Below are 22,060 nucleotides of genomic sequence, written 5' to 3'. Positions count from 1 at the left end.
ACTGGATATGAAAGGAAATTTTCGCAGGGGGGATCCCCCCTGACCCTTGAAAACCATTCCTATCCATTGTCCCAATGGATATCCTACAACCCTTAAAGATAATTACACAAACTTCTTGACGCTACCCCATTTGGAGGGAGTGGGCCTCTATTAAGTGTACAAAATCCCACTAAAGCCCGTTAAATCCAGAATTCCAGCCTATTAGTGTTACTTTTTCCACTTCGCTTCCGTTCCTTATGAACCTCCTTGCGTTCCATCAGCGTTTTCAGGTTCTCCGGTTCCATTCATATACCATACCCTCGCGATTTCGGTTAGCCCCCTACTTTCGCGCTTCCTCCTGAAAAACAGAATCCGCAGGTTCAGCACGGCTACCACTACCACACATTTCAACTTATCCCCAGCTTTATGCACATCTTATCCACAATTCCCAGCAAAAGAAATTCATAATTTCCTATACAATAAAAACCACCCAAAGGTGGTTTCAATTATGCGGGAGCAGATTCTGATTTTGCTTGCGCCAGGTGAGGGGAGTAACTCCGACCGATTTCTCAAAAAGCTCGTAAAACCGGCTGGAGGAAGTGAAGCCGACTGCGCTGGAAATGGAATCGATGGGCTTGTCCGTTTGCTGCAGCAGCCTTTTGGCTTCCTCCAAACGCAGATTAATCAGGTATTGCTTGGGAGAAATACCGAGCGCTTGAGAGAATTTTTTGCGCAGAACACTCTCCGAGAGAAAATGATGGGAGGCGATCTCCTTGATCGTAATCGGCATATTATAGCTTCTGTGTATTTCCTTCAGCACCTCTTGGAAAATCTCTTTATCCGTTGTTTTCTCCAGGGCTTGCGCGGTTATCGTATTTCTGTGGAACAGCAGCAGGACCGTTTCAAATACGATCCTCCTCAGATCGTAGGAAAGATCTGAGCCCGGCTTCATGTGCCATTCCTTCTCCATCCGGGAGAGGCTGATCTCTGCCCAAATCCGGTCCTCCTCATTAAGGTGGGCCATTCTGATCTGAGTGGAATTCAGGAAAGCCTGAGAATAAAGATATTGGCTGTAAGCAGGCATTCGGCTGTAGAAAAAGTGCACGGATATTCCTTGCCACGGCTGCGTGCAGACGAAGCCGTGATGGGTCCCGGAAGAGATGAGAATAAGATCTCCCGCCGCTACCTTGATATTTTGTTCAGCAGAGCTGTAGTAGCCCTCCCCTTCCAGTATCAGAGTCAATTCATCATACTCATGGGCATGCGACATGAACAGGCCTTCGCCCTGTTTGGCCTGAAAGGTATGCGGCATAAACCGTTCTATGCTGGCTACGAAATTCTTCCCCGTATTCAATCTGATGCACATCCTTTAGGACAGAACCTTTACCGGCCGGAGAAGGACCGCCCAATTTCACATTGCTTTTGCTACCATATTAACATGAATGCAGACACTGAAACTACATAAAAAGTTCAGAGACGGCTGTTTCATCAAGAATGGTGAAGAATTAGTCTTCTATGATAAAAACAGGTATACGAATTGAACGGAGTACTGGAAATCACATTTATTGTGAAAGTGATGAAACGTATCAATCCCGCTATTACCATTGAAGGAATTCTTATGACCATGTGCGATACCCGCACTAATCTCTACAAAGAAGCCTTCAAGCTGGTACAGGATTACTACGGGGAAATCATTCGTATTTTTGATTCCCAAATCCCCCTGTCCGTCAAAGTCGGGGAAGCCAACTTTTACAGCCAGAGCCTGATGAATTTCCATCCCAAATCCAAGGTAGCCACTGCCTACCACAATCTGGCCAAGGAGCTGATCCAACATGGCAATGCCTAAACAACGCATGGTTCCCAGGCTGGGCAGTATCGACGATTTATTGAAGCTCTCGGAGCAACCAACGACAGAGACAGATTCTACTCCTTCATCTCAGGGAGCTATTCATTCTATTCCGATTAATAAAATAAGATTTTTTAAGAATCACCCGTTCCGTTTGTATGAAGGAGAACGGCTGTCCGATATGGCAGACAGCATAGCAGCGAATGGTGTTCTGATGCCGGTCATTGTACAGAAGATTGAACAAGATGAGCATGGCTGTGAATACGAAATGCTGGCCGGACATAATCGCATGAATGCCGCTTGATGATCGGTATGGATCGACTTCCTAGTATTATAAAGGAACTGCTTACCGACGAAGAAGCCCTCATGTATGTTGTGGAAACCAATGTATTGCAGCGCTCCTTTTCTGATATGTTAACCTCCGAAAAAGCGAAAGTGCTGACTCTGCGCTACTCTGAAATGTTCTCGCAAGGGAAACGAAATGACATTATTGACGAACTTAAAAAGCTGGAAAACCCGCAGTACATCAAGGAAAACGAAACCTCTGCCCCAATGGGGCAGAGGCCAACCAGTCGGGATAAGGTTGCTTCGGAATACGGTTTATCTAAAAATTCCGTTTCCCGTCTGCTGAGAATAGACAAGCTTATCCCTGAGTTGAAACAACGAACCGACGCAGGGGAATTGCCCTTGCGCAGTGCCGTACATCTCTCCTATTTATTAGGAAACGAGCAGAGTGCTGTAGAAAAGAGCCTATCGGAAAACGGCTATAAAGTGGATATGAAAAAGACGGAGCTTTTACAGGACTATTCCGGCAAACTCACCGCCGAGCAGACCAATAAAATCTTATCCGGCGAAGCGACACGAAAGCCGTGAAATCAAACTTCGCAGCCTTTCAAGCTGAAGCATAAAGTCTATGCCAAATATTTCACTACCCAAAGCAAGGCATCCGAAGTTGAGGAAATCATCGATAAGGCGCTGGAACTGTATTTTAACCCATCAGCATCAACAGCAGCCCGCATTATCCCATGAACACAAGGAGGAACAAGATCATGAAGCCAATCTTTAAAGACATTGAGCATGAGCAATTCTATGAAGGCAATATTCGTATGACCCACAGCCAAAATGATCCGTACCGCCAAGCTTTCTTTTACTCACTTGGGCTTACGCCGCAAACACGCCAGCATATCCGCGATCTGTACGATTACGAAGAACAAGCGATTCGCTTGGAGGCTTCAGATGGAGGGCAATCTGATGATGAAAATGCAGCAGGTCGAACAGGAGGAACTGGTGATGAACGACATCATTCTGAGACCACGATAACCGAAGTCACTCCTCTCTCCTCCATCTCATCCGAGCCGCCATCAAGCGGTTCTTTTTTTATGCCCGACAAAGATGCAGTTCCTACCGAAGTGCGAAGCGGAGAGGACATGCTGGCTTATTTAAATGTAGGTAATAGAAGCTCCTGGGCAACAAAACAACAGGAAATGAGTCTACGCAAACACCAAAAAGATGTAGCTGCCCGCATTACTTACTCTGGTACAGCACTTATGGCTCATGAAGTCGGTGCTGGCAAAACGGCGGCCATGATTGCAGCCGGAATGTATTTGAAACGGATTGGTGCAGTTCACAAGCCATTATATTGCGTACCCAATCACTTGACGGAGCAATGGGCAAACGAATTTTTACGCTTTTCCCCCTCTGCTAATGTCTTAGTGACCACAAAAAAGGATTTTAGCTTAGCTAACCGACAGCGATTCGTTTCCAAAATTGCAATGGGCAATTACGATGCTGTTATTATCGGTCATTCACAGTTCGAGAAAATCCCCATTTCCCGTGATCGTCAAGAGCAACTCCTGCAAGATGAAAGCCGCAACGTCTCCCATATGATTAACCAGATGAAAAAAGAAAAAGGAGATAACTGGAGCATTAAGCAAATGGTTGTGTTTGAAAACAACTTAAAATCCCGCCTGGAACGGTTGATGAATGAAAGCAAGAAGGACGACCTGCTCACCTTTGAACAGCTCGGCGTGGATATGCTATTTGTCGATGAAGCTCATGCCTATAAAAACTGCTTCACCTTTACCAAAATGCGTAATGTAGCCGGAATCGGCAAGTCCAGCAGCCAGCGAGCTACCGATATGCTGCTGAAATGCCAATACTTGCAGGAGATGAATCAAGGACGTGGAGTGGTTTTTGCTACAGGTACACCGGTTAGCAATAGCATGTCTGAAATGTATGTCATGCAACGTTTTCTCCAGCCCCACTTGCTGCAAAAGCTAGGACTAAACTTTTTCGATAATTGGGCGGCAACGTTTGGCGAGGTTGTTTCTTCTCTGGAGATTATACCCGAAGGCAGTGGCTACCGTATGAAATCCCGTTTTGCTAAGTTTCAAAATTTACCGGAACTGATGAGCATGTTTCGTCTCGTTGCCGATATTCAAACTGCCGATATGCTAAAGCTCCCCGTTCCACGGCTAGAGGGCGATAAGGCAAGCGTTATCATCAGTAACCGCTCCCGCTATCAAGAGCAGATGATGGATGAGTTTGTTGAACGAGCTGAAAAAATTCGGAACAATGAGGTTGATGCTAAAGAAGACAATATGCTCAAGCTAACTCATGAAGCCAAGCTCATGTCAATTGACCCGCGCCTGGTCCATGAGGACGCCCCTGCTGATCCAATGTCCAAACTGAATCTTTGTATTAACAACGTATTTGATATTTGGCAGGAGGCGCAAGCTGATCGACAAACCCAAGTGATTTTCAGCGACAGCGGCACTCCAAAACCAGGGCAGTTTAATGTGTATGATGAAATGAAATCCCAATTGCTTTTTCGTGGCATTCCAGAGCAGGAAATCGCCTTTATTCATGATGTCAATACTGATGCAGCACGAGAGGCTTTGTTTGAGCAGGTACGCCGCGGCGAAGTCCGCATTCTGTTAGGCTCCACGCAAAAAATGGGAACCGGGACTAATATACAAACGAAGCTCATCACTGCCCATCATATCGACTGTCCGTGGCGGACCTTCTGATATCATTCAACGGGATGGCCGCATTCTACGGCAAGGCAACCAGAATGAATCGGTGCGGATTTTCCGCTATGTAACCAAAGAGAATTTCGATAGTTACTTATGGCAAATCCAGGAGCAAAAGTTACGCTATATTTCGCAGGTCATGACGGGAAGAAGCATTTCACGCTCCTGTCAGGACGCCGACGAAACGGTTCTTTCCGCTGCTGAGGTAAAGGCTGCTGCTGTTGGTAATCCCATGCTGGCGGAAAAGATGGAAGTGGACAATGAAGTCATCCGTCTCAAGCTACTTAAAACAAATTGGCACAACGAGCAAGTCATGCTGGAAAGACAGCTCAACCAGCATTACCCGCAAGTATTGGCTTCTTGTGCGGAAAAGCTGGAGCAGTATCAGGCAGACTGGGAGCTTGCTGAACAGCACCGGATTCAGGAGTTTTCTATCACTTTAGATAGGATGGTTTTTACCGTGGGTCACCATATTCTAAGACTAATGAATTAATTTAATTGACCTCACCAGATCCCAGGGCTACACCCTCAAAAGCGGCGGGCTCGGAGCCCTCCATACAATACAAAGTGGAGGGCTCTACTTTTTAGAAATAACAATAAATGTTATCATTTTTCAACGGACACATATGGCGGTACAATTGATTTTATCATGCATATGAGTTTTAAAGAGGCTGTTTCGTACTTGATGACTACAGACTTATCACAACATTAAACTTCCCCTACTCCTCCTTTCCAACCTTCTGGCAAATTAACTCTTCCAGACAGAACCTCTGACTATAAACAAGCAGCTCGGTATCTTCATCAAATACACGGCATTCAATTTTGTTGCCACATAATTTCTATTATTTAACGAATATACTTTTAATTTTTTTCTTGAATTTCTTTGTAATTATACTTTCTCGTTTATTTTTCTTTATAAGCATTTCTTTAAGCATCATCATAACTCCAAAAAATGCTATAGCTGAGATAACTAATAGGATTGCATATGAGGTATTCCACCATCTAGGAAGATTAGAGTGATGTCGAGCTTCTTAACCCTGTATTAACGTAACCTTAAACACACTTCCTAAATGGGAACTTGTCTCCAATTCAACGGTTCCCTGGGAAAACGCAAGCAAATGCCTGACAATCGATAGACCTAAGCCAGCTCCGCCATTCCTACGTGCTCTTGACGAGTCGATTCGATAAAACCGCTCAAAAATCAGATCCCTTGACGAAGAGGGTATTCCCTTCCCCGTGTCCGAAACCCGGACCACAACCTGTCCATCTTCCTGCGATACTTGCAGTGAAACGTTCCCATTGGGACGATTATACCGGATGGCATTGTCCAACAGATTTCGAAAGACCAGGAATAAGAAATTTTCTTCCCCCTTAACCAAAGCATCACAGGGTTCCATTAGATGAAGTGTCACCCCGTATTTGACTGCCATCGGTTCCATAAAAGATGTTGCTTCTGCAAGAATGCCGGCAAGCTCCACAACCTTGTCCTCGCTATGCTCTCGATCATACGTGCCGTCAGCCAGCAGCAACAAATCCTCCGTTAGTGACTCTAGGCGGGCAAGCGTACGCTCTGTTACCGCCCTGTAATCTCTCCATTCGCTTAGCTCAACGCCATCGCTGTCCCCTGTCACTTCAAGATTCGTGCGCAGGATGGAAAGTGGCGTTCTTAATTCATGCGCGGCTGCGGAAACGAAACGAGCCTGATGTTTAAAAGAGTGTTCCAGCCCATCAAGCATCGTATTGAATACGATTCCGAGCTTCTTCAATTCATCATGAAGTTGTTCAATCTCTAGACGTTGATTCAAAGTGGCTGCCGTTATTCCAGCAGCGGTTTCACTCATCCGTTTCACAGGCCTCAGAGTAATCGCTGCGATCCATTGTGCGCTCAGAACCATACCTCCTGATACGACCAGCAAGCTTATAAGTCGCCCCTGCATTTCGGGTAAGATCCTGTAAACGGTGATTAAGGACTCTATACCCACATATAGAGTAATCAAGATCCCCAAAAAAAGCACAGAAAACAGCGTCAATCTCGCACGCAGTGAAAGCCGCTTCCATGGCCTCATGTCATTGCCTCTTTCTTTATAGCTTTGCTCAGAGCCCATTTATATCCAAAACCTTGAACGGTCTGAATATACTCTTCTCCTGCTTTTGGATCATGGTGCGAGAGCTTTTTGCGCAAAGAATTGATGTGAACCCGAACCGTTGAAGAAAGGGGGTCTGCATGGATATCCCAAACATGCTCAAGAAGTCTTTCCGACGAAATGATCTCGTCGGGATGCAGCATCAGATATTCGAGCAAACCAAATTCTTTTTTCGTTAATGAAATAAGAACATCCTCGAACCGGACTTCCTTTGTCTTCAAATCAAGGGTAAGCTGATTGAACTGCAGGACGGTGCTTTTCACGGATGAACTCCGACGAAGAAGCGCCCTTATGCGGGCAAGCAGCTCATTGAACATAAACGGTTTACGAAGGTAGTCATCCGCTCCTGAATCGAGTCCTTCTTCTACCTCGTCCGGATGGTTGCGAGCTGTCAGCATGAGAATAAAAACATCGTTATGGTACGAGGACTGGCGAATTCGTTGACAAAGTGAAATGCCGTCTAGTTCCGGAAGATTGATGTCAAGAAGAATCACATCATAATCATTGGTATCTGCGAGTTCCCACCCAGTTAGCCCGTCAATAGCGATGTCCACTGCATAACCTTCTCTTCTTAAACCCTTGGCTAACGCACGTGAAAGGTCCTCCTCATCTTCGACAATGAGAATTCGCATATCACCACTCCCTTCTTCTATGACAATGAAAATAGAATATCACACATTATTCCGCGATACGAGGAAAATCATTCAGTCTTTCGGAATCCACTTAACAAGGATTTAACATCGTAAACTTTATAATAAAATCAAACCTTTCCTCGAAGGAGGATACTTAACGAAATGGAAAGAAGGAGGAGTTCAATTGTTAATTGAAGTTGTATCCGCTGGTCCAGGATGTTCAATTTGTCAAAAAGCGCTAAAGCTTGTTAAGCAAGTGGCGGTAGAATTTCCGCAAATCGAGACTCAGGAGTTGAGTGTGATTGATCATTTTGAACGTCTCCTGGAACTGAACATTTTCAGTGCTGGAGCGATTCTCATCAACGGGAAAACAGAATTTGTCTCTGTTCCCTCACTGCCTAAGCTCTATGAACGAGTGCATGAACTGCTCAACCATGAATCTGATCCACTAAACGAAAGGAGAAAATAATGGAGAACTTATATCAATTCACAATTACAGGTGGAATTTCAGCCGCTACCTATATCCTTGTGTTCATCGTCGGAATCGTTAGCGCAGTTTTGCCATGCTATATGCCTGTGCTTGCTATGTTTGCTGGTTATGCCCAGAAAGGAGCAGCTGGTGATAAAAGAAAAGCTGGTGTGATAGCTATCTACTTTATCTTGGGTATGGTTGTTACCTCGCTGTTGACTGGTTTGATCTTCGCGCTGCTCGGACACCAATTCCTGCCCTTTGTTGAGAAATATCGTTTGTTAACCTGGGCTCCCCCCCTCTTTGACATATTGGCCGGACTGCAATTGCTTGGTGTCATTTCATTCGCAATGCCTACCTTCCAAAAGCCGCTTAATCAGCCGGATCTCCATCAAAGCAACATGGCTGCTTTCAAGATAGGGATTCCTTATGGACTAATCATTTCACCCTGCGCAATTCCAATTTTTTTCGCGTTGATTAGCTATATCGCACTTCAGGGAAGTCCGCTTCACGGAGCGTTGCTCATGACTACCTATTCGTTGGGGAAAGGTCTGTTACTTGCAGCTGCTGCAATCTTTTCCATCTCCATTTTGCGTAAATTGTCAAAATGGAGCGGCCCTGTAAAGAAAATAGCCGGCTACCTCTCAATTGCACTTGGCATCGTTTTGCTGATCGTTGGGTTTCTAAAATAAATAACAGGAGGAGAATCATTCATGTCATTGACACAAACGCTAGAAGAATTGAAACAACAATTTATCGCCCATTCACCCCTAGAAGTCCAGGCTGAGATGTTCCGTTTGATCCGGGAGCAGCAGGAGTCGGGAATCCAGTACGGCGTGCAGGAAGGGCAGAAGGCAAAAGATTTTATGCTCAAAAATTCCATGGGGCTCCCCGTCTACTTGTACGACGAACTGGTCAAAGGACCAGTCGTTCTAACCTTCTACCGCGGAGGTTGGTGTCCTTATTGCAACTCGCAGCTCCGGGCGTATCAGAAAGTGCTACCGGAGATTGAAGCGTTGGGTGCCAGGCTCATCGCCGTTAGCCCTCAAAGCCCAGACAATACGCTCTCCCATCAAGAGAAGGAAAATCTGCAGTTTCAGGTGCTGAGCGATACGAACGGTCTGGTGGCTGCTTTTTACAATATTTTGTACGATGTACCACCATACATTCAGGAACTCATGACGAACCTGTTCAACATGAATTTGACTGAATACAACGCGACTGATCGATGGATTCTTCCCATTCCTTCCACCTTCATGATTGATGAGTCGGGCATAATCCGTTCCGCATATGTTAATCCGGATTTTATGAAGCGCTTGGCTCCAGAAGATATTCTGGATGAGTTAAGGAAGTTGTGAACTGACATCGATACGACTCAAAGCATCGAGCAGATGCTATTATGCTGTAAACATAAAGTATTAGACTGAACCATTATAAGTAGCAACTGCGGACCTGGAATTGATTGAGAGCGGGAGGCACAACGGATGTAGCAACTGTGCCTCTCGCTATTTCCTTTGCTGCGGCGCGGGTAGCTTTCCGCTCACACCGTGAACGGCTTCAGCCGTCCAGCGCGGGTTTATCACCGGTTATTGGCCGCAAGCGCCCCCTTTTTACCACAAAGAATTCTCTTCGTCCCAATTTTTTTGCTTTTACAGTCTACGATTAATCTACAAGATATGATGATTTACGAATAATTACGGTTAATAACCTTGATATATCTGTTCTAATGAACAGGAGGCTCAGCCGTTCAAGCTACATAGTACAGATCTAATAGGGGGAGTTTCATATGGAGCTACCATCGTTGAAAAAATCAGTCAAAATAACGTTTTTCCCATTTCGCACAGTACGGGCCAAAACGCTCGCCACCTTGCTTCCGGCAATTATCCTGACGCTGATTTCCATCACAGGATTTTCCTATTGGTACTCCGAAAAAAGTATCCAGGACCAGATCCAGCAGCGGATGGATTCCCAGTTAGGTGATGTTGCAGGACAAATCGCTTCCCTTTTAAATGATAGCGGCATGCTTCCGGAAGTTATGGCGAGCACGATTGCGGAACAATCCACTTCATTTACCCAGAAACAATATGAAGCCATGTTGAACCGTACGATTTCCAGCAATTCTGATATTACGGGCATGGGTGTATTTTTTGAACCCCAGCGGTACGACCCGATGCACAAATATTTTTCAGCCTACGTCTATCGTAAAGCGGGAGAACTGGTAACCTCTGAACAATTCAACGATTCCGCCTACGATTATCATACACAAAGCTGGTACAGTGATTACAAGACTCAAGCAGGCGTAACATCTCCTTATTATGATGACATTATGGACATGACGCTGGTCACCTTTTCGATACCCTTTTTTGATGAAAACGATACCTTGATGGGTTTGGTGACCGGAGATATGAATTTGGACACGATTCAGCAATATGTTAAAAATACCGAGGTTGGCGCTGAAGGCTGGGCGACTCTGTATGATGGACAAGGCAACTATTTGGCAGGACCGGACGCCGACAAAGTGATGACAATAAAGCTGCCGGATGAGCCCAATTCCGAACTTGCAAGCCTGGCCAACGAAATGTTGGACAGAAGCAGTGGCATGTTGGCTTATACGGACGGAGACGAAAGCTATCGTGTTTTCTATCAGAAGCTGGATGGGCTTGGGTGGCTGCTAACGCTGACTATTCCCGAAAGCGAACTGTTCCGTCCGCTAAATTCCTTGCTCCTTTGGATTTCCGTCATTTCGGTTTCTGGACTGGCAGTTATGATATTCTCTATTCTGCTCTACAGTGTCATCATTACGCGTAATCTGCAAAAAGTGAACGCCTTATCGGAAAGATTAGCAAACGGCGATTTGACCTCAAAATTGGTTATCCCGGGCAGAGACGAATTTGCATCTATGGCGGGTAATCTTAACGTCATGACTGCAAAACTGAGGGAATTATTGTCCAAAATCGGGGAAAGCTCTCTTCATGTCGCCTCTGCTTCAGAGCAGCTCAGTGCCAGCTCCGAAGAATGCAGCAAAGTAACGGAAAGCGTCGCTAACGCTATCCATGAGGTCGCTTCCGGTTCTGATTCACAGATGCAGTCGATGGAAGAGACGGTTGTTTCCATGGAAGCTATGTCTAGCGGGGTTGAAGAGATTGTAGATAATGCCTTAACCTCATCGCAAGTAATGACAAAAATGGCGGAACGGGCCAATTACGGCGGAATGCAGATGAAGGAAGCGGCCTTATTCCTGCAGGAACTGGAGCAGGACAATGCTGCTACCTTAAAAGTGATCGCCCAATTAGAGCAGTGTTCCGGCGAAATTGACCAAATCGTTCATTTTATTAGCGAGATCAGCAGCCAAACCAACCTACTATCGTTGAATGCATCCATTGAAGCGGCGCGTGCGGGGGAACATGGCAAAGGGTTTGCAGTAGTGGCGAATGAAGTGAAAAAACTGGCTGAACGTTCAAAAGAGGCGGCTCAAAGCATCGGTATGCTTATTGGAGAAGTTCAGGTGGGGAGTGCGAATGCTTCTCATGCAATGGCTGCAAGCAGCAAAAAGGTAGCCGAGGGAGCAGCGTTGGCTGCGGAAGCTGAGGCCATCTTCGCGAAGATCACGTTAGGCTTGTCTGGTATCAGCGCCCAAAATAATCAAATATACGTATCCTCGCAGAGCTTAATGGCAGGGACGGAGCAAATTAACGCTGCAGTGGATCAACTCGCCGGTATCGCCAAAAAAACAGCAGGACATGCCGGGACGGTTGCAGGCGCTTCCGAGGAGCAGTTGGCTTCTATGCAACAGGTTGCATCCTCGTCTACAGATTTGACGAGCCTTGCTGAAGAGCTTCAGCAGCTCACATCGCGTTTTAAAGTGAAATAGACAATTCTGTGCTGCACTTGTCTGGCTCCTTGTTTCTTAGCCTTGATTCCTTAAAGAGCCTTATACATAATTACTACATCACAGGCTCTCGGAATTCGAGGGTAGTTAACAAGGGGGCACCAAAATCAAGGGTTATCGCTGAATAAGCAGGTTCTAAAAAGCCAATTTTCATAAAAGTGCGGACTCCGCCCATTTTTTAAAATATTTCTTCGATCTCCAGTCATTTTCCGGCAGCCATCATGCCGTCCTTGTAGTACAGTTACTGTCAGCGCCCTGTGCTGTGTCGGGGTCAAGGGTCAGCACGATATACCTGATTTTCGAATTTCTTGCAAGATATCTCTGCTAAAAATTGAAATTATCCGGGTTTGGGCCCCAACGGTAATTCTGGTTGAGGACATCAATTTCCTTCATGTCCTCCTCACTTAACTCAAAATCAAAAATATTCGCATTCTCACGAATTCGCACATCATGAACGGATTTAGGTGTAGTAACAATTCCGTGCTGCAGATCCCATCTAAGAACGATCTGCGCGGGGGACTTTCCGTACTTTTTTCCCAATTTAAGCAAAACAGGTATAATCTTGTTTCAATTATGACTTTGCCACTCATTCACTAGATCTGGCCTTCTTAGCAAAGGTCTTGAGAGTGAAAAATATTCGATATTCTTCGTGTTCAATATTTCTTCCATGACCTTTGGATTTCTGTTTATTCTAACCAGTAAGACAGTTCTTTAATTTGCAATGAGGTGTGTCCCTATCCATTCCTCTATTGATGCATCACAAACAGCCGTTGCAAAATCCTCATAACTAATATTACTTTTCAAAAAATCACTTTCATCATCCGATGGCTTCCATTGATTATACGAACCGATACGAAGCCCTGTAGGAATATAATTCGGAGGCGGAATCAAGTAAGCCCATGAGTTTACTTGAGGGATTTCTTTGAGATAATCACGTAGTTTAGCATGCGCCACACCCCTGGGTAGCGTACTTTTAGGAAAAGATGGGTCTTGCCAAAATCGCTTACCAGTCTCCACATATAAAGAACCAGCGCCTCCCACGGTGACAATTAAACGACTCTCCAGATTGCCGGATGCTTCCCGAATCCGCTTATCAAGTTCGATAAGGGCTGTTGGTGGAATATTTTCTCGGAGCCTTATAGCATTGATAATGATATCGATATTTGCAGTAGCATCCCGCAGACTGGAAAGACTATTTATATCTGCAATAGCAGTTTGAATAGGCCGTTCCGCCTTCGGAAGTCTGGAAGTATCGCCGGGGATTCGTATTGCCGCAGTCACCTGAATATGCTCATATTCTAATAATTGTCTTAACACGGAGTTACCTGTTCGTCCAGTAGCCCCAAAAATTAACAAACGTTTCATAACCAATCAACTCCTTGAGGATATCTCAGAAAATAAAGCTATTACACGAATTGACTTTCAATTTCCGACCTATTAATTTTGGGCCATAGTAGTATGTTTGACTCCGAAGAAATGCGTTACTGCCGCGATAATTTGAAAAGTAATTCCAAGAATACAAACTCCCGTCCACCCGGACAGTCCCCAAAAGTATGATCCCAAAAACGAACCTATCGCACCACCGATAAAATAAAAAGCCATATAAACACCATTATTTCGACTGCGTAAAGCGGCATCCAGTGTATTAATTTTTGCCTGATTGGATATTTGAGCGGTTTGAACACCTACACTTAGCAGAATAATTCCGAAAATAAGCCCCCACATCCGATCTCCTAAAATCCAGAAACACATGAAGCCTGCGATGGAAAGACTGATTCCTATTGTTAACGTGAAATAATACCCTTTTTTGTCTACAACCCTTCCTGCTATAGAGGCAGCTATAGCACCAACTGCACCAATAAGCCCAAGTATTCCGGCCGTTTGCGCTCCTAAATTATACACAGGAGATTTCAACAGAAAGGAAAGCGTCGTCCAGAAAGCACTGAAGGATGCAAACATCATTGCGCCTATCAAAGAAGAACTTCTTAATATAGGTTGATTTCGCACTATACTACCCAAAGAAGCAATCAATTTACCATAACTCATAGCTGTGCCAGGAGAGGACTGGGGCAGGTAAAAATAGAAAATAATAATTAGTATTCCTATCATTACAGAAGCAATCTGATATACCACTTGCCAGCCATAATATGTTCCGATAATTCCACTAAAAGTACGTGACAGTTGCATTCCAATTAACAATCCGGTCATTACAGTGCCAATTATGCGACCTCTGGAAGCCGGATTTGCCAAATGCGCTGCTAATGTTACAAGCACCATTTGGGCAATAGAAGTGATTCCAACAAATAAAGATCCAATTGTGAACCATATAATATTTGTGGCAAACGAAAGTTCCAGTAATGCTACCATCGAACAGATGAGCATAACGATAATTAATGAACGCTGGTTTACCATGTCGCCCAATGGGACAATAAAAATCAATCCAATTGCGAAACCAATCTGAATAATCGTTGCCGAAATTCCGATAACGGTCGATGAGACATGAAAATAGGCCGAAAGATTGGATAGCAAAGGTTGAGCGTAATATAAATTTGCTGCACAAATTGCGCTGGCGATTGACATCAAAAAAATCAAGAATTGATTTAGTTCTATTTTCTCAGCAGGATTCTCTTTTATTTGCTTCATTTTAATCCTCCAATATATACCCCGTTAGGCAAAAGTTCCTGCCGGATATAACCATCGCCGATAACCCACATTCCTATATATTTGATTTTCGCATTTTGTTCCATAATACCACTCCTTTTCTTTATCTATTATTGCATGTTCATCTCAAATCACATAGATAACACTAAGTGATTTGATCTTATTATAGCCCAATGGTTATAATACACAGTATAATATTCACATCAACTTCTTGCCTAATACTATCATTTATATTGCGCATTATCTGAGTATACTAACAGAATCTGATAAAGGAGATAACTAAATGACGGATTCTATAACGTTAACACCCCAAAAATACACAAATACAAAACAACATGAACTAGCCAGACTTATTAAGAGTTTTTCTGGTATTGATGGAGACCATGAAACCCAAATTTCATCCCTTCATCTCATTTGTGATTCAAATATTGCAGTACCTATATGTCATATTCAAAAACCGTCCTTATGTATAGTTGCTCAAGGAGAAAAGATAGTGATGCTCGGCCCGGAAAGTTACCGGTATGGCATTTCAGACTATCTTGCTGTGTCTGTAGGTGTGCCGATTACCGGAAAAGTGACCCAAGCCTCGCGTGAATTTCCCTATTTGGCAATCCGGCTGGATTTGGACCCAAATCTTATTTTTGACATTATGAAAGAAACTGATCTTCTGCCAAAGAAAATAAAAAGATCCAGCCGCAGTTTGTTTTTGGGTAAGATGCCTTTTAAACTTCTTGATGCAGTAGTAAGGCTTGTTCAACTTCTGGAAAACCCAAAAGATATTCCTGTGCTTGCCCCATTAATAATCCGTGAGATTCTCTATAGAATTCTTTGTCATGAACAGGGAGATGCTTTGAAATTAATTGCTATGGCAGACAGCAATTTCTGTCGTATTGCGGAAGTAACCGAATATATTAGAAAAAATTACGATAAGAATTTGCGTATTGATGATATGGCTGTGATCGCAAATATGAGTTCTGCATCATTACATCGTCATTTTAAGGACATAACTGCCATGAGCCCGTTGCAGTATCAAAAACAAATCAGGCTACAGGAGGCAAGAAGTTTATTACTGTCGGAATCATTTGAAGCCGCAACTGTCGCTTTTCGAGTCGGGTATGACAGTCCTTCTCAGTTCAGCAGGGAATATTTACGAATGTTCGGATTACCTCCCATTAGTGATATTAAGCGGCTTCGGCTAGCTTTATCGCAAAATACTTAAAAGAGGGTATTCTATACATTTTCAATTCCTTTTGGGAACTTCTTTTTCCGTAAGAAGTACGGCAAACAAATACCAAAACTAGCTGCCGTGACCGATCCCCCTTCTCCCTTTGGTTAAACAGCACGATTATTTTTCTTGCGGATATCTCCATATGTAACGAGAGATAGTTCGAGTAGCATTTCAGAAATAACGCTATATTAACTCCCTTTTGAGATAGCTCCCCTTTCAAGAACAAAAAAATAGGACTATACCTGTTAAACCCTTTGTTTTCGAGTTCCTTTTGTATAGTCCTATTATATCCCCATCTTATATACAGCCAGCTGCCGCCGCGATACCAACCTCCCCACTGCTTTTGCAATGATGTTATCACAATAGCCCATACAGTAACTTACAAGCACAACGGAAAAACAGTACGGCACAATAGGCTTACATTTGGCACATATTATCATCACCAATTTCACACTAGTCCAGCTTGCTCCATTTCCAATATTGGAACTGAGAATTAATCTATGAATAAATCACACAAGGATATAGGAATGTTTTTTATGCGTAATCTATTAGGATTTGCGATAATAAAACGTTTCAAGGATCTTCTTTTGAAGATTGAAACCGGCTATTGATCAATTTTGAAACTTGAATATCAAAAATCATAAATAGCCTGTTACATATTGCCCAACCATCTCGACTTTCTTTCCCGATGTAGCCTTGAAATTGCATGCATGATATTCTGAATTCACTCAACCGCTTAAACCAATTAACTCAAATATTAAGCTCCATGTTATGCATGGAAGAATTGAATAAGGAGCACCGTTACGTAGGATGGTTGTAAAGTCAAAAAAATTTGAACATGTACTGCCTGCATAACTCACGAAGCTCCGATGAAAAGTTTGGTAATTAGCTTGAACGTATGGATCACGCGGATGGTCTGCAGTTCCGCCCCTAGTTTCAAGCCATCCGTTGAACCGGTGGTCAGTGACTATAGGGGAGGATGGTTATGATTGATTCTAAAAGCGACGCAAATTTATTAAAAGCGTTTAAAGATAATCAGAAGGTATTAACTGCAATTGGTGATGAAACCCGGCAAGCAATTATTATAACTTTAATACAGGGTACACGAACGCCTGGTATGCGGGTGGGGGAAATTACAGAACGAACCAACTTATCCCGTCCAGCAGTTTCGCACCAACTGAAAATATTGAAAGAAGCGGAAATTATCAATGTACGAAAAAAGGGAACGATGAATTTCTATTATTTGGATTCTATAAGTAAATTAAAGAAACTTAAATTCTTAATTGAATTTCTTTTATTTAGTTAACAATGCAGGAGTGGCATCTTATGGCTACTTTGATACATTGCCTTTAAAGAGACAACAGGATGAAATTAAATTAAATGTTTTATCTGTCGTCAACCTCACGCATCTCTTTTTGCAAGACATGCTTGAACGACGTCAAGGAGCCATTATCAATGCAGCAGCAGGTTTTCAATCGATGCCCTTCATGGCTGTTTATGGTGCAACAAAGGCATTTATCATTTCTTGGGGTGAAGCAATATCGGCAGAAACAAGAAAGGAAGGAATCTCAGTTGTTACTTTATACCCCGGTCGGACTGAAACCAATATAGTGGAAGCAATGGGGGCAATTCTGGCAGTCCGGGCAAGGATGTACCGCCTGCACAGGTCGTTCAAACAGGATTGCGCGCGTTAGAGAAAGGGAAAACGACGTTTATTGATGGGATAGGTAATTTCTGGACGGCGCAAATCCCCCGTTTTTTCACTCGTAAATTTGTTGTTGGTATTGTATATCGTATGTTTGGTAAGAATGCCAGCAGAGGCGTATAAGGAACAAAATCATCCTTCGGACAATTCAAATCAAAAGAAACTTGTCCCTAACTTGACGAACAATTTATCCACAATAGATGAAAATCATTGATTCCTACGACTTTTGCATTGTCATCAGTAATATTTCAGCCGGTGAAATCTTCGAGACGATTGTTATCCATCCAATTGGAAGCTGACTAGCCTATTTTGATAATGGCCTTTCATCCCTTGATGTTGAAATACTGGATGATTCCAGTTATTTCGACATTAAGTGGATTTTTTTATTTTACATAAAAAATATCAGAAAATGGTTGCTTTTAAAGCGCTCCCTTCCCATTTCAATTATGAGAGGAGTTGTTGACATGACTAACTATTCTGAAACCGATATCACTGTGGAAAAGGTTTTCAGCCGCTACATCCAAACTTGCTTGTACCATAGTAGCCGCGACTATTATCGGAAATGTGAAAAAGACTCACGACACATCCAGTCATTATACTTTCATACAAACCATCAACAGTTTACCGTTGATATTCAACTAGAATCCTTTGAGGAAAACTTCATTTTGCAGGAAAATGTACGTGGAGCTATTCAAAGTCTAAGTCAGAAAGATCGAGAATTTGTTTATCATTAGTACTTTTTAGGATTAAGTGATCTTGAAATTGCTGCAACTCTAGGCATTAGCAGGCAAGCTGTTACCAAATCTAAACAACGCATCTTGGAGAGACTTAAAAGCAAGATGTAGTTCTTTTCCTCATGCTCAATACATATTCGTAGTCCTCCCTTCTGAAGTCCAGTACAGTCATTATAAACGGAAGGAGGAACGTGTTATGAATGGAGTATTTGAATTATTACAATCCGCTCAAAGTGGTAACAAGCAAGCCGAACTACTTCTACTTGAAAGATATGAAAAGTTAATTTACAAACTTTCATGGCATCACGGCCAATACATTGGTTTCCCCCATTTAATATTAAGAGGATTTATTAAACTTAATCGGGCTAGTAACCTCCTCTTGTAGAAAGTAGCTCTTTGATAATTACATACTGCTAGTTTCAAGTACATTCCTTTCTCTGCTGTTAAAAACAGAAGCGCCGAAGCAGAAGCGCCATGATAGCTCTCTATTAGGGCTTGAGCGACTACCTCTCTGGCTAAAATCATCTTGTGGTGGGATGAATCGCCATAACCAGAGAAAGGGATTATGATACTTCTGCCCGGCCAACGTCACGGTATTGGGGGCAGCTCGCTCAGATGAGGGGGAGCTTCGTCATAAAGTCGGAGTTATGATGCTGACCTACCATCAGCAGCTTGAAACAGCACTTACTCTTAGCTTTGAGGAGGTGAGAGCATAGCATGCCTTCTTATTGTGCACGCAGCCCGCCGCGGTACATATACATATCCAATTGAAAGGAGTTTTTATGCCAGAACAACCTCATCCATCGTTGGAGGATACAAAGCATCTTCTGACATCCATATTCCAACACTATCCTGATGTCGTTAATGTTCCCCAGCTATGCGAAATGCTCGGCGGAATTAGTTCCAAAAGCGCCTATAAGCTTTTACAAGCAAATCGCATCCCACATTTTAAAATCGGACGAGCATACAAGATACCCAAAATTCAGGTTATCGCCTACCTCCAATCATTGATGCATTCACAACAGTTACATCACGAAAATAACTTTAACACATTAACGCGTTTAACCACCGTCTTTACTATGATATAATTATGGTGTCAATGGTTGAGAGGTGGGCTGCTAACCAAAGGAGGATCAGGTATGATCGCAGGCCACTTACAAGAAAAAAAAGGCCTTTTCTATATCGTCTTAAACTGTAAAGACGATAACGGCAGACGAAAACCAAAGTGGATTCCTACCGGACTAAAGATAAAGGGCAACAAAAAAAGAGCCGGAATCTTGCTTCAAGAAGCTAGAAAAAATATCACCTGGAGGAACAAGCACTAACAGAAGAAGTTGAAAAACATACCGTAGAAGCAAAAGCAGCCGTATCATCTGATGAAGACAAAAGGCTGTTCGCAGACTTCATGCTGCAATGGTTAGAGATGATGAAGAACAGTATCGAACTTATTACCTACATCTCCTATTCAAACGCTGTAAAAGGCCGCGTAGAGCCCTATTTCCGCGAGAAAGGGATCATGCTTGAGGATTTGACTACAGAGGACATACAGACATATTACACTCACGAGATGAATGTACGAGGTGTAAGTGCTAATACCGTTATTCATTACCATGCCAATATCCGTAAAGCCCTTCAGTACGCAATGAAAACAAAGCTTATTATAGCGAATCCCGCTGCTCTCGTGGAACGTCCAAAAAAGAATAACTATGTAGCAAGCTTTTACAACGCCGAAGAACTGAATCAGCTCTTGGCAGTAATCCGTGGCGAAAAAATTGAACTTTCCATCATCCTTGCTTCTTTTTACGGATTAAGACGAAGTGAAGTGGTTGGTTTAAAATGGTCTGTGATTGATTTAAATAACCGAACCATTACAATCAAGCATACCGTTACTTCCGGCACATTAAACGGTAAATTCATTGAAATTGCAAAAGATCGTACCAAGAACAAAGCGAGTCGCCGCACACTACCGCTAGTGGACACGTTCTATGAACTACTGATCCGTATTAAGGAACAACAAGAAGCTGATCGCTTATCATATGGCAATACTTACTGCACAGACTACCTGGAGTATATTTATGTCGATGCATTAGGCCAACGCATTAAGCCTGGCTACATTACGCAGCATTTTCCCATTCTGCTGAAGAGACATGGTTTTAAGCATATCCGATATCACGATCTCCGTCATAGCTGCGCCAGCTTGTTATTAGCTAACGGTGTGAGTATGAAAGAAGTTCAAGAATGGCTAGGCCACAGTGATTACGCAACAACAGCTAATATCTATTCTCATCTAGAGTACAACACGAAGGTATCTTCAGCTCAAACAATGAGTGGTGTGCTAAAACTCAAATAAAAAAAGCTCACTAGAGAATATCTCTAATGAACTCTTTTTGTTAATACCGGCGAGAGGACTCGAACCTCCACGGTTTCCCACTCGATTTTGAGTCGAGCGCGTCTGCCATTCCGCCACGCCGGCACATAAATATGAACGAATTCGCAATAAAAGAATGGAGGCGCCACCCAGACTCGAACTGGGGATAAAGCTTTTGCAGAGCTTTGCCTTACCACTTGGCTATGGCGCCATAAAAAATGGAGCGGACGACGGGAATCGAACCCGCGACCCTCGCCTTGGCAAGGCGATGCTCTACCGCTGAGCCACGTCCGCATAAATGGCTGGGGATATAGGAATCGAACCTATGAATGACGGAGTCAAAGTCCGTTGCCTTACCGCTTGGCTAATCCCCAATATTCAAATTGAAATGGGGCGACTGATGGGTCTCGAACCCACGAATGCCGGAACCACAATCCGGTGCGTTAACCCCTTCGCCACAGTCGCCATATTAAACTTTTAGAATATAAGTGAAATTAATAATTTTAAAAGAAATGGGGCGGCCGATGGGTCTCGAACCCACGAATGCCGGAACCACAATCCGGTGCGTTAACCCCTTCGCCACGGCCGCCATATTAAGCTTTTAAAATTAGTTTGGCAGGGGCAGCAGGAATTGAACCCACACCAACGGTTTTGGAGACCGTTGTTCTACCTTTAAACTATGCCCCTAAAAATGGTGGAGGCTGATGGATTCGAACCACCGAACACGTACGTGAGCAGATTTACAGTCTGATGCGTTTGGCCACTTCGCTAAGCCTCCAAGAATGGTGCCGGCGAGAAGACTTGAACTCCCAACCTACTGATTACAAGTCAGTTGCTCTACCAATTGAGCTACACCGGCATATTAAGTTGTAAGAAAAATGGTGGCGCGGGACGGAATCGAACCGCCGACACAAGGATTTTCAGTCCTTTGCTCTACCGACTGAGCTACCGAGCCATGTAAGTGTTGCCAAGTTAATACTCCAATGAACCCTGTTATGGATTCTCATCCCTGAAGCGATTTATTGATGGCGGTACAGGCGGGATACTCTTCACTTCGTTGCGAGATTGCGAAGTGATGCTTACGAAGCTTATGCTCCAACGAACCCTGTAATGGATTCTCATCCCTGAAGCAAATAAAGATGGCGGAACCGACGGGATTCGAACCCGCGATCTCCTGCGTGACAGGCAGGCATGTTAGGCCAACTACACCACGGTTCCTCGTTAAGCACTGCCAGGGTCCCCGGAAAGTAATCGGAATACGCTACAAAGCATATCTTCACTTTTGGGGAATAAGTTGCGGGGGCAGGATTTGAACCTGCGGCCTTCGGGTTATGAGCCCGACGAGCTACCGGGCTGCTCCACCCCGCGTCAGT

The 22,060-nt window shown here is 43.7% G+C and carries 22 protein-coding genes, 12 tRNA genes and 1 pseudogene; 16 read left to right on the top strand and 19 right to left on the bottom strand.

The genetic code is table 11. From position 1 onward, the window contains the following. Window positions 1-481: 481 nt before the first annotated feature. Window positions 482-1,333 (bottom strand): helix-turn-helix domain-containing protein, encoded by an 852-nt coding sequence (locus tag HYD27_RS31015; RefSeq protein ID WP_228745445.1) that lies wholly within the window; start codon window positions 1,331-1,333, stop codon window positions 482-484. A gap of 183 nt (window positions 1,334-1,516) precedes the next feature. On the opposite strand from HYD27_RS31015, the gene HYD27_RS31010 reads away from it, so the two are divergent. From HYD27_RS31010 to HYD27_RS32280, 5 genes are all read left to right on the top strand, one after another. Next, entirely contained in the window at window positions 1,517-1,825 is a 309-nt protein-coding gene (locus tag HYD27_RS31010; protein ID WP_219221632.1) for a ParA family protein, read from the top strand. Then, complete coding sequence (locus HYD27_RS31005) at window positions 1,812-2,129, top strand: ParB N-terminal domain-containing protein (RefSeq protein WP_219221631.1); 318 nt, start codon at window positions 1,812-1,814, stop codon at window positions 2,127-2,129. The genes HYD27_RS31010 and HYD27_RS31005 overlap by 14 nt, the downstream gene beginning before the upstream one ends. Then, window positions 2,129-2,698 (top strand): ParB N-terminal domain-containing protein, encoded by a 570-nt coding sequence (locus HYD27_RS31000; protein ID WP_219221630.1) that lies wholly within the window; start codon window positions 2,129-2,131, stop codon window positions 2,696-2,698. The genes HYD27_RS31005 and HYD27_RS31000 overlap by 1 nt, the downstream gene beginning before the upstream one ends. 176 nt (window positions 2,699-2,874) lie before the next feature. Then, window positions 2,875-4,854, top strand: coding sequence for a DUF6075 family protein (locus HYD27_RS30990; RefSeq protein WP_228745444.1), 1,980 nt, complete (start codon window positions 2,875-2,877; stop codon window positions 4,852-4,854). Window positions 4,855-4,906: 52 nt separating this feature from the next. After that, entirely contained in the window at window positions 4,907-5,350 is a 444-nt protein-coding gene (locus HYD27_RS32280) for a hypothetical protein (RefSeq protein WP_228745443.1), read from the top strand. Window positions 5,351-5,888: 538 nt separating this feature from the next. Here the strand turns inward: HYD27_RS32280 and HYD27_RS30985 are convergent. Both HYD27_RS30985 and HYD27_RS30980 read right to left on the bottom strand, forming a co-directional pair. Beyond that, a complete protein-coding gene (locus HYD27_RS30985; RefSeq protein ID WP_219221629.1) occupies window positions 5,889-6,923 on the bottom strand; it encodes a sensor histidine kinase in 1,035 nt (344 codons plus the stop codon). Next, complete coding sequence (locus tag HYD27_RS30980) at window positions 6,920-7,633, bottom strand: response regulator transcription factor (RefSeq protein ID WP_219221628.1); 714 nt, start codon at window positions 7,631-7,633, stop codon at window positions 6,920-6,922. The genes HYD27_RS30985 and HYD27_RS30980 overlap by 4 nt, the downstream gene beginning before the upstream one ends. A 184-nt stretch (window positions 7,634-7,817) precedes the next feature. On the opposite strand from HYD27_RS30980, the gene HYD27_RS30975 reads away from it, so the two are divergent. From HYD27_RS30975 to HYD27_RS30960, 4 genes are all read left to right on the top strand, one after another. Further along, window positions 7,818-8,102: a thioredoxin family protein gene (locus HYD27_RS30975; RefSeq protein WP_010346776.1), complete on the top strand. Its 285-nt coding sequence runs from the start codon at window positions 7,818-7,820 to the stop codon at window positions 8,100-8,102. Next, window positions 8,102-8,794, top strand: a complete 693-nt coding sequence (locus HYD27_RS30970) for a cytochrome c biogenesis CcdA family protein (RefSeq protein ID WP_219221627.1) — start codon at window positions 8,102-8,104, stop codon at window positions 8,792-8,794. Before HYD27_RS30975 ends, HYD27_RS30970 begins: the two co-directional genes overlap by 1 nt. A 21-nt stretch (window positions 8,795-8,815) precedes the next feature. Continuing rightward, window positions 8,816-9,460 (top strand): peroxiredoxin-like family protein, encoded by a 645-nt coding sequence (locus tag HYD27_RS30965; RefSeq protein ID WP_219221626.1) that lies wholly within the window; start codon window positions 8,816-8,818, stop codon window positions 9,458-9,460. Between the two features lie 428 nt (window positions 9,461-9,888). Then, window positions 9,889-11,973, top strand: coding sequence for a methyl-accepting chemotaxis protein (locus HYD27_RS30960; protein ID WP_219221625.1), 2,085 nt, complete (start codon window positions 9,889-9,891; stop codon window positions 11,971-11,973). A 342-nt stretch (window positions 11,974-12,315) separates the two neighbouring features. On the opposite strand, the pseudogene HYD27_RS30955 reads toward HYD27_RS30960, so the two are convergent. From HYD27_RS30955 to HYD27_RS30940, 4 genes and pseudogenes are all read right to left on the bottom strand, one after another. Then, window positions 12,316-12,546: pseudogene (locus tag HYD27_RS30955) on the bottom strand (aldo/keto reductase); the annotation flags it as partial. A 156-nt stretch (window positions 12,547-12,702) separates the two neighbouring features. Next, complete coding sequence (locus HYD27_RS30950; RefSeq protein ID WP_219221624.1) at window positions 12,703-13,356, bottom strand: NAD(P)-dependent oxidoreductase; 654 nt, start codon at window positions 13,354-13,356, stop codon at window positions 12,703-12,705. Window positions 13,357-13,428: 72 nt separating this feature from the next. Next, complete coding sequence (locus HYD27_RS30945; RefSeq protein ID WP_219221623.1) at window positions 13,429-14,634, bottom strand: MFS transporter; 1,206 nt, start codon at window positions 14,632-14,634, stop codon at window positions 13,429-13,431. After that, entirely contained in the window at window positions 14,631-14,738 is a 108-nt protein-coding gene (locus tag HYD27_RS30940; RefSeq protein WP_228745442.1) for an Atu4866 domain-containing protein, read from the bottom strand. Before HYD27_RS30940 ends, HYD27_RS30945 begins: the two co-directional genes overlap by 4 nt. Window positions 14,739-14,935: 197 nt before the next feature. On the opposite strand from HYD27_RS30940, the gene HYD27_RS30935 reads away from it, so the two are divergent. The 7 genes from HYD27_RS30935 (at window position 14,936) to HYD27_RS30905 (ending at window position 20,669) form a co-directional block, all read left to right on the top strand. Then, entirely contained in the window at window positions 14,936-15,871 is a 936-nt protein-coding gene (locus HYD27_RS30935; protein WP_219221622.1) for an AraC family transcriptional regulator, read from the top strand. 988 nt (window positions 15,872-16,859) lie between these two features. Beyond that, window positions 16,860-17,186 carry an ArsR/SmtB family transcription factor gene (locus HYD27_RS30930; RefSeq protein WP_219221621.1) on the top strand — a complete coding sequence of 109 codons (327 nt, stop codon included), beginning with the start codon at window positions 16,860-16,862 and terminating at the stop codon, window positions 17,184-17,186. Continuing rightward, window positions 17,164-17,574 carry an SDR family NAD(P)-dependent oxidoreductase gene (locus tag HYD27_RS30925; protein ID WP_219221620.1) on the top strand — a complete coding sequence of 137 codons (411 nt, stop codon included), beginning with the start codon at window positions 17,164-17,166 and terminating at the stop codon, window positions 17,572-17,574. Before HYD27_RS30930 ends, HYD27_RS30925 begins: the two co-directional genes overlap by 23 nt. A gap of 941 nt (window positions 17,575-18,515) precedes the next feature. Then, complete coding sequence (locus HYD27_RS30920) at window positions 18,516-18,704, top strand: helix-turn-helix domain-containing protein (protein WP_219221619.1); 189 nt, start codon at window positions 18,516-18,518, stop codon at window positions 18,702-18,704. Between the two features lie 397 nt (window positions 18,705-19,101). Continuing rightward, on the top strand, window positions 19,102-19,407 hold the full coding sequence (locus tag HYD27_RS32810) for a helix-turn-helix domain-containing protein (protein ID WP_220101820.1): 306 nt from the start codon (window positions 19,102-19,104) through the stop codon (window positions 19,405-19,407). A 51-nt stretch (window positions 19,408-19,458) separates the two neighbouring features. Further along, window positions 19,459-19,644 carry a hypothetical protein gene (locus HYD27_RS30910; RefSeq protein WP_219221618.1) on the top strand — a complete coding sequence of 62 codons (186 nt, stop codon included), beginning with the start codon at window positions 19,459-19,461 and terminating at the stop codon, window positions 19,642-19,644. A gap of 80 nt (window positions 19,645-19,724) precedes the next feature. Beyond that, complete coding sequence (locus HYD27_RS30905; protein ID WP_219221617.1) at window positions 19,725-20,669, top strand: tyrosine-type recombinase/integrase; 945 nt, start codon at window positions 19,725-19,727, stop codon at window positions 20,667-20,669. A gap of 44 nt (window positions 20,670-20,713) precedes the next feature. Here HYD27_RS30905 and HYD27_RS30900 read toward each other — a convergent pair. From HYD27_RS30900 to HYD27_RS30845, 12 genes are all read right to left on the bottom strand, one after another. Further along, window positions 20,714-20,792 (bottom strand) — tRNA-Leu (locus HYD27_RS30900). Window positions 20,793-20,824: 32 nt separating this feature from the next. Further along, a tRNA-Cys gene (locus HYD27_RS30895) sits at window positions 20,825-20,898 on the bottom strand. An 8-nt stretch (window positions 20,899-20,906) separates the two neighbouring features. After that, a tRNA-Gly gene (locus HYD27_RS30890) sits at window positions 20,907-20,981 on the bottom strand. Window positions 20,982-20,986: 5 nt separating this feature from the next. Continuing rightward, window positions 20,987-21,061: transfer RNA gene (locus tag HYD27_RS30885), tRNA-Gln, on the bottom strand. A gap of 15 nt (window positions 21,062-21,076) precedes the next feature. Next, a tRNA-His gene (locus tag HYD27_RS30880) sits at window positions 21,077-21,152 on the bottom strand. A 48-nt stretch (window positions 21,153-21,200) separates the two neighbouring features. Next, a tRNA-His gene (locus HYD27_RS30875) sits at window positions 21,201-21,276 on the bottom strand. A gap of 24 nt (window positions 21,277-21,300) precedes the next feature. Continuing rightward, window positions 21,301-21,374 (bottom strand) — tRNA-Trp (locus HYD27_RS30870). Between the two features lie 5 nt (window positions 21,375-21,379). After that, window positions 21,380-21,465: transfer RNA gene (locus HYD27_RS30865), tRNA-Tyr, on the bottom strand. Window positions 21,466-21,470: 5 nt separating this feature from the next. Continuing rightward, window positions 21,471-21,546 (bottom strand) — tRNA-Thr (locus HYD27_RS30860). Window positions 21,547-21,566: 20 nt separating this feature from the next. After that, a tRNA-Phe gene (locus HYD27_RS30855) sits at window positions 21,567-21,642 on the bottom strand. A 185-nt stretch (window positions 21,643-21,827) separates the two neighbouring features. Next, window positions 21,828-21,905, bottom strand: a tRNA-Asp gene (locus HYD27_RS30850). A gap of 76 nt (window positions 21,906-21,981) precedes the next feature. Beyond that, window positions 21,982-22,055, bottom strand: a tRNA-Met gene (locus tag HYD27_RS30845). Window positions 22,056-22,060: the final 5 nt, after the last annotated feature.

The sequence above is a fragment of the Paenibacillus sp. S150 genome (genome assembly GCF_019352175.1).
Lineage (GTDB): Bacteria > Bacillota > Bacilli > Paenibacillales > Paenibacillaceae > Paenibacillus_AQ.
This window is presented reverse-complemented; position numbering and strand designations above follow the sequence as displayed.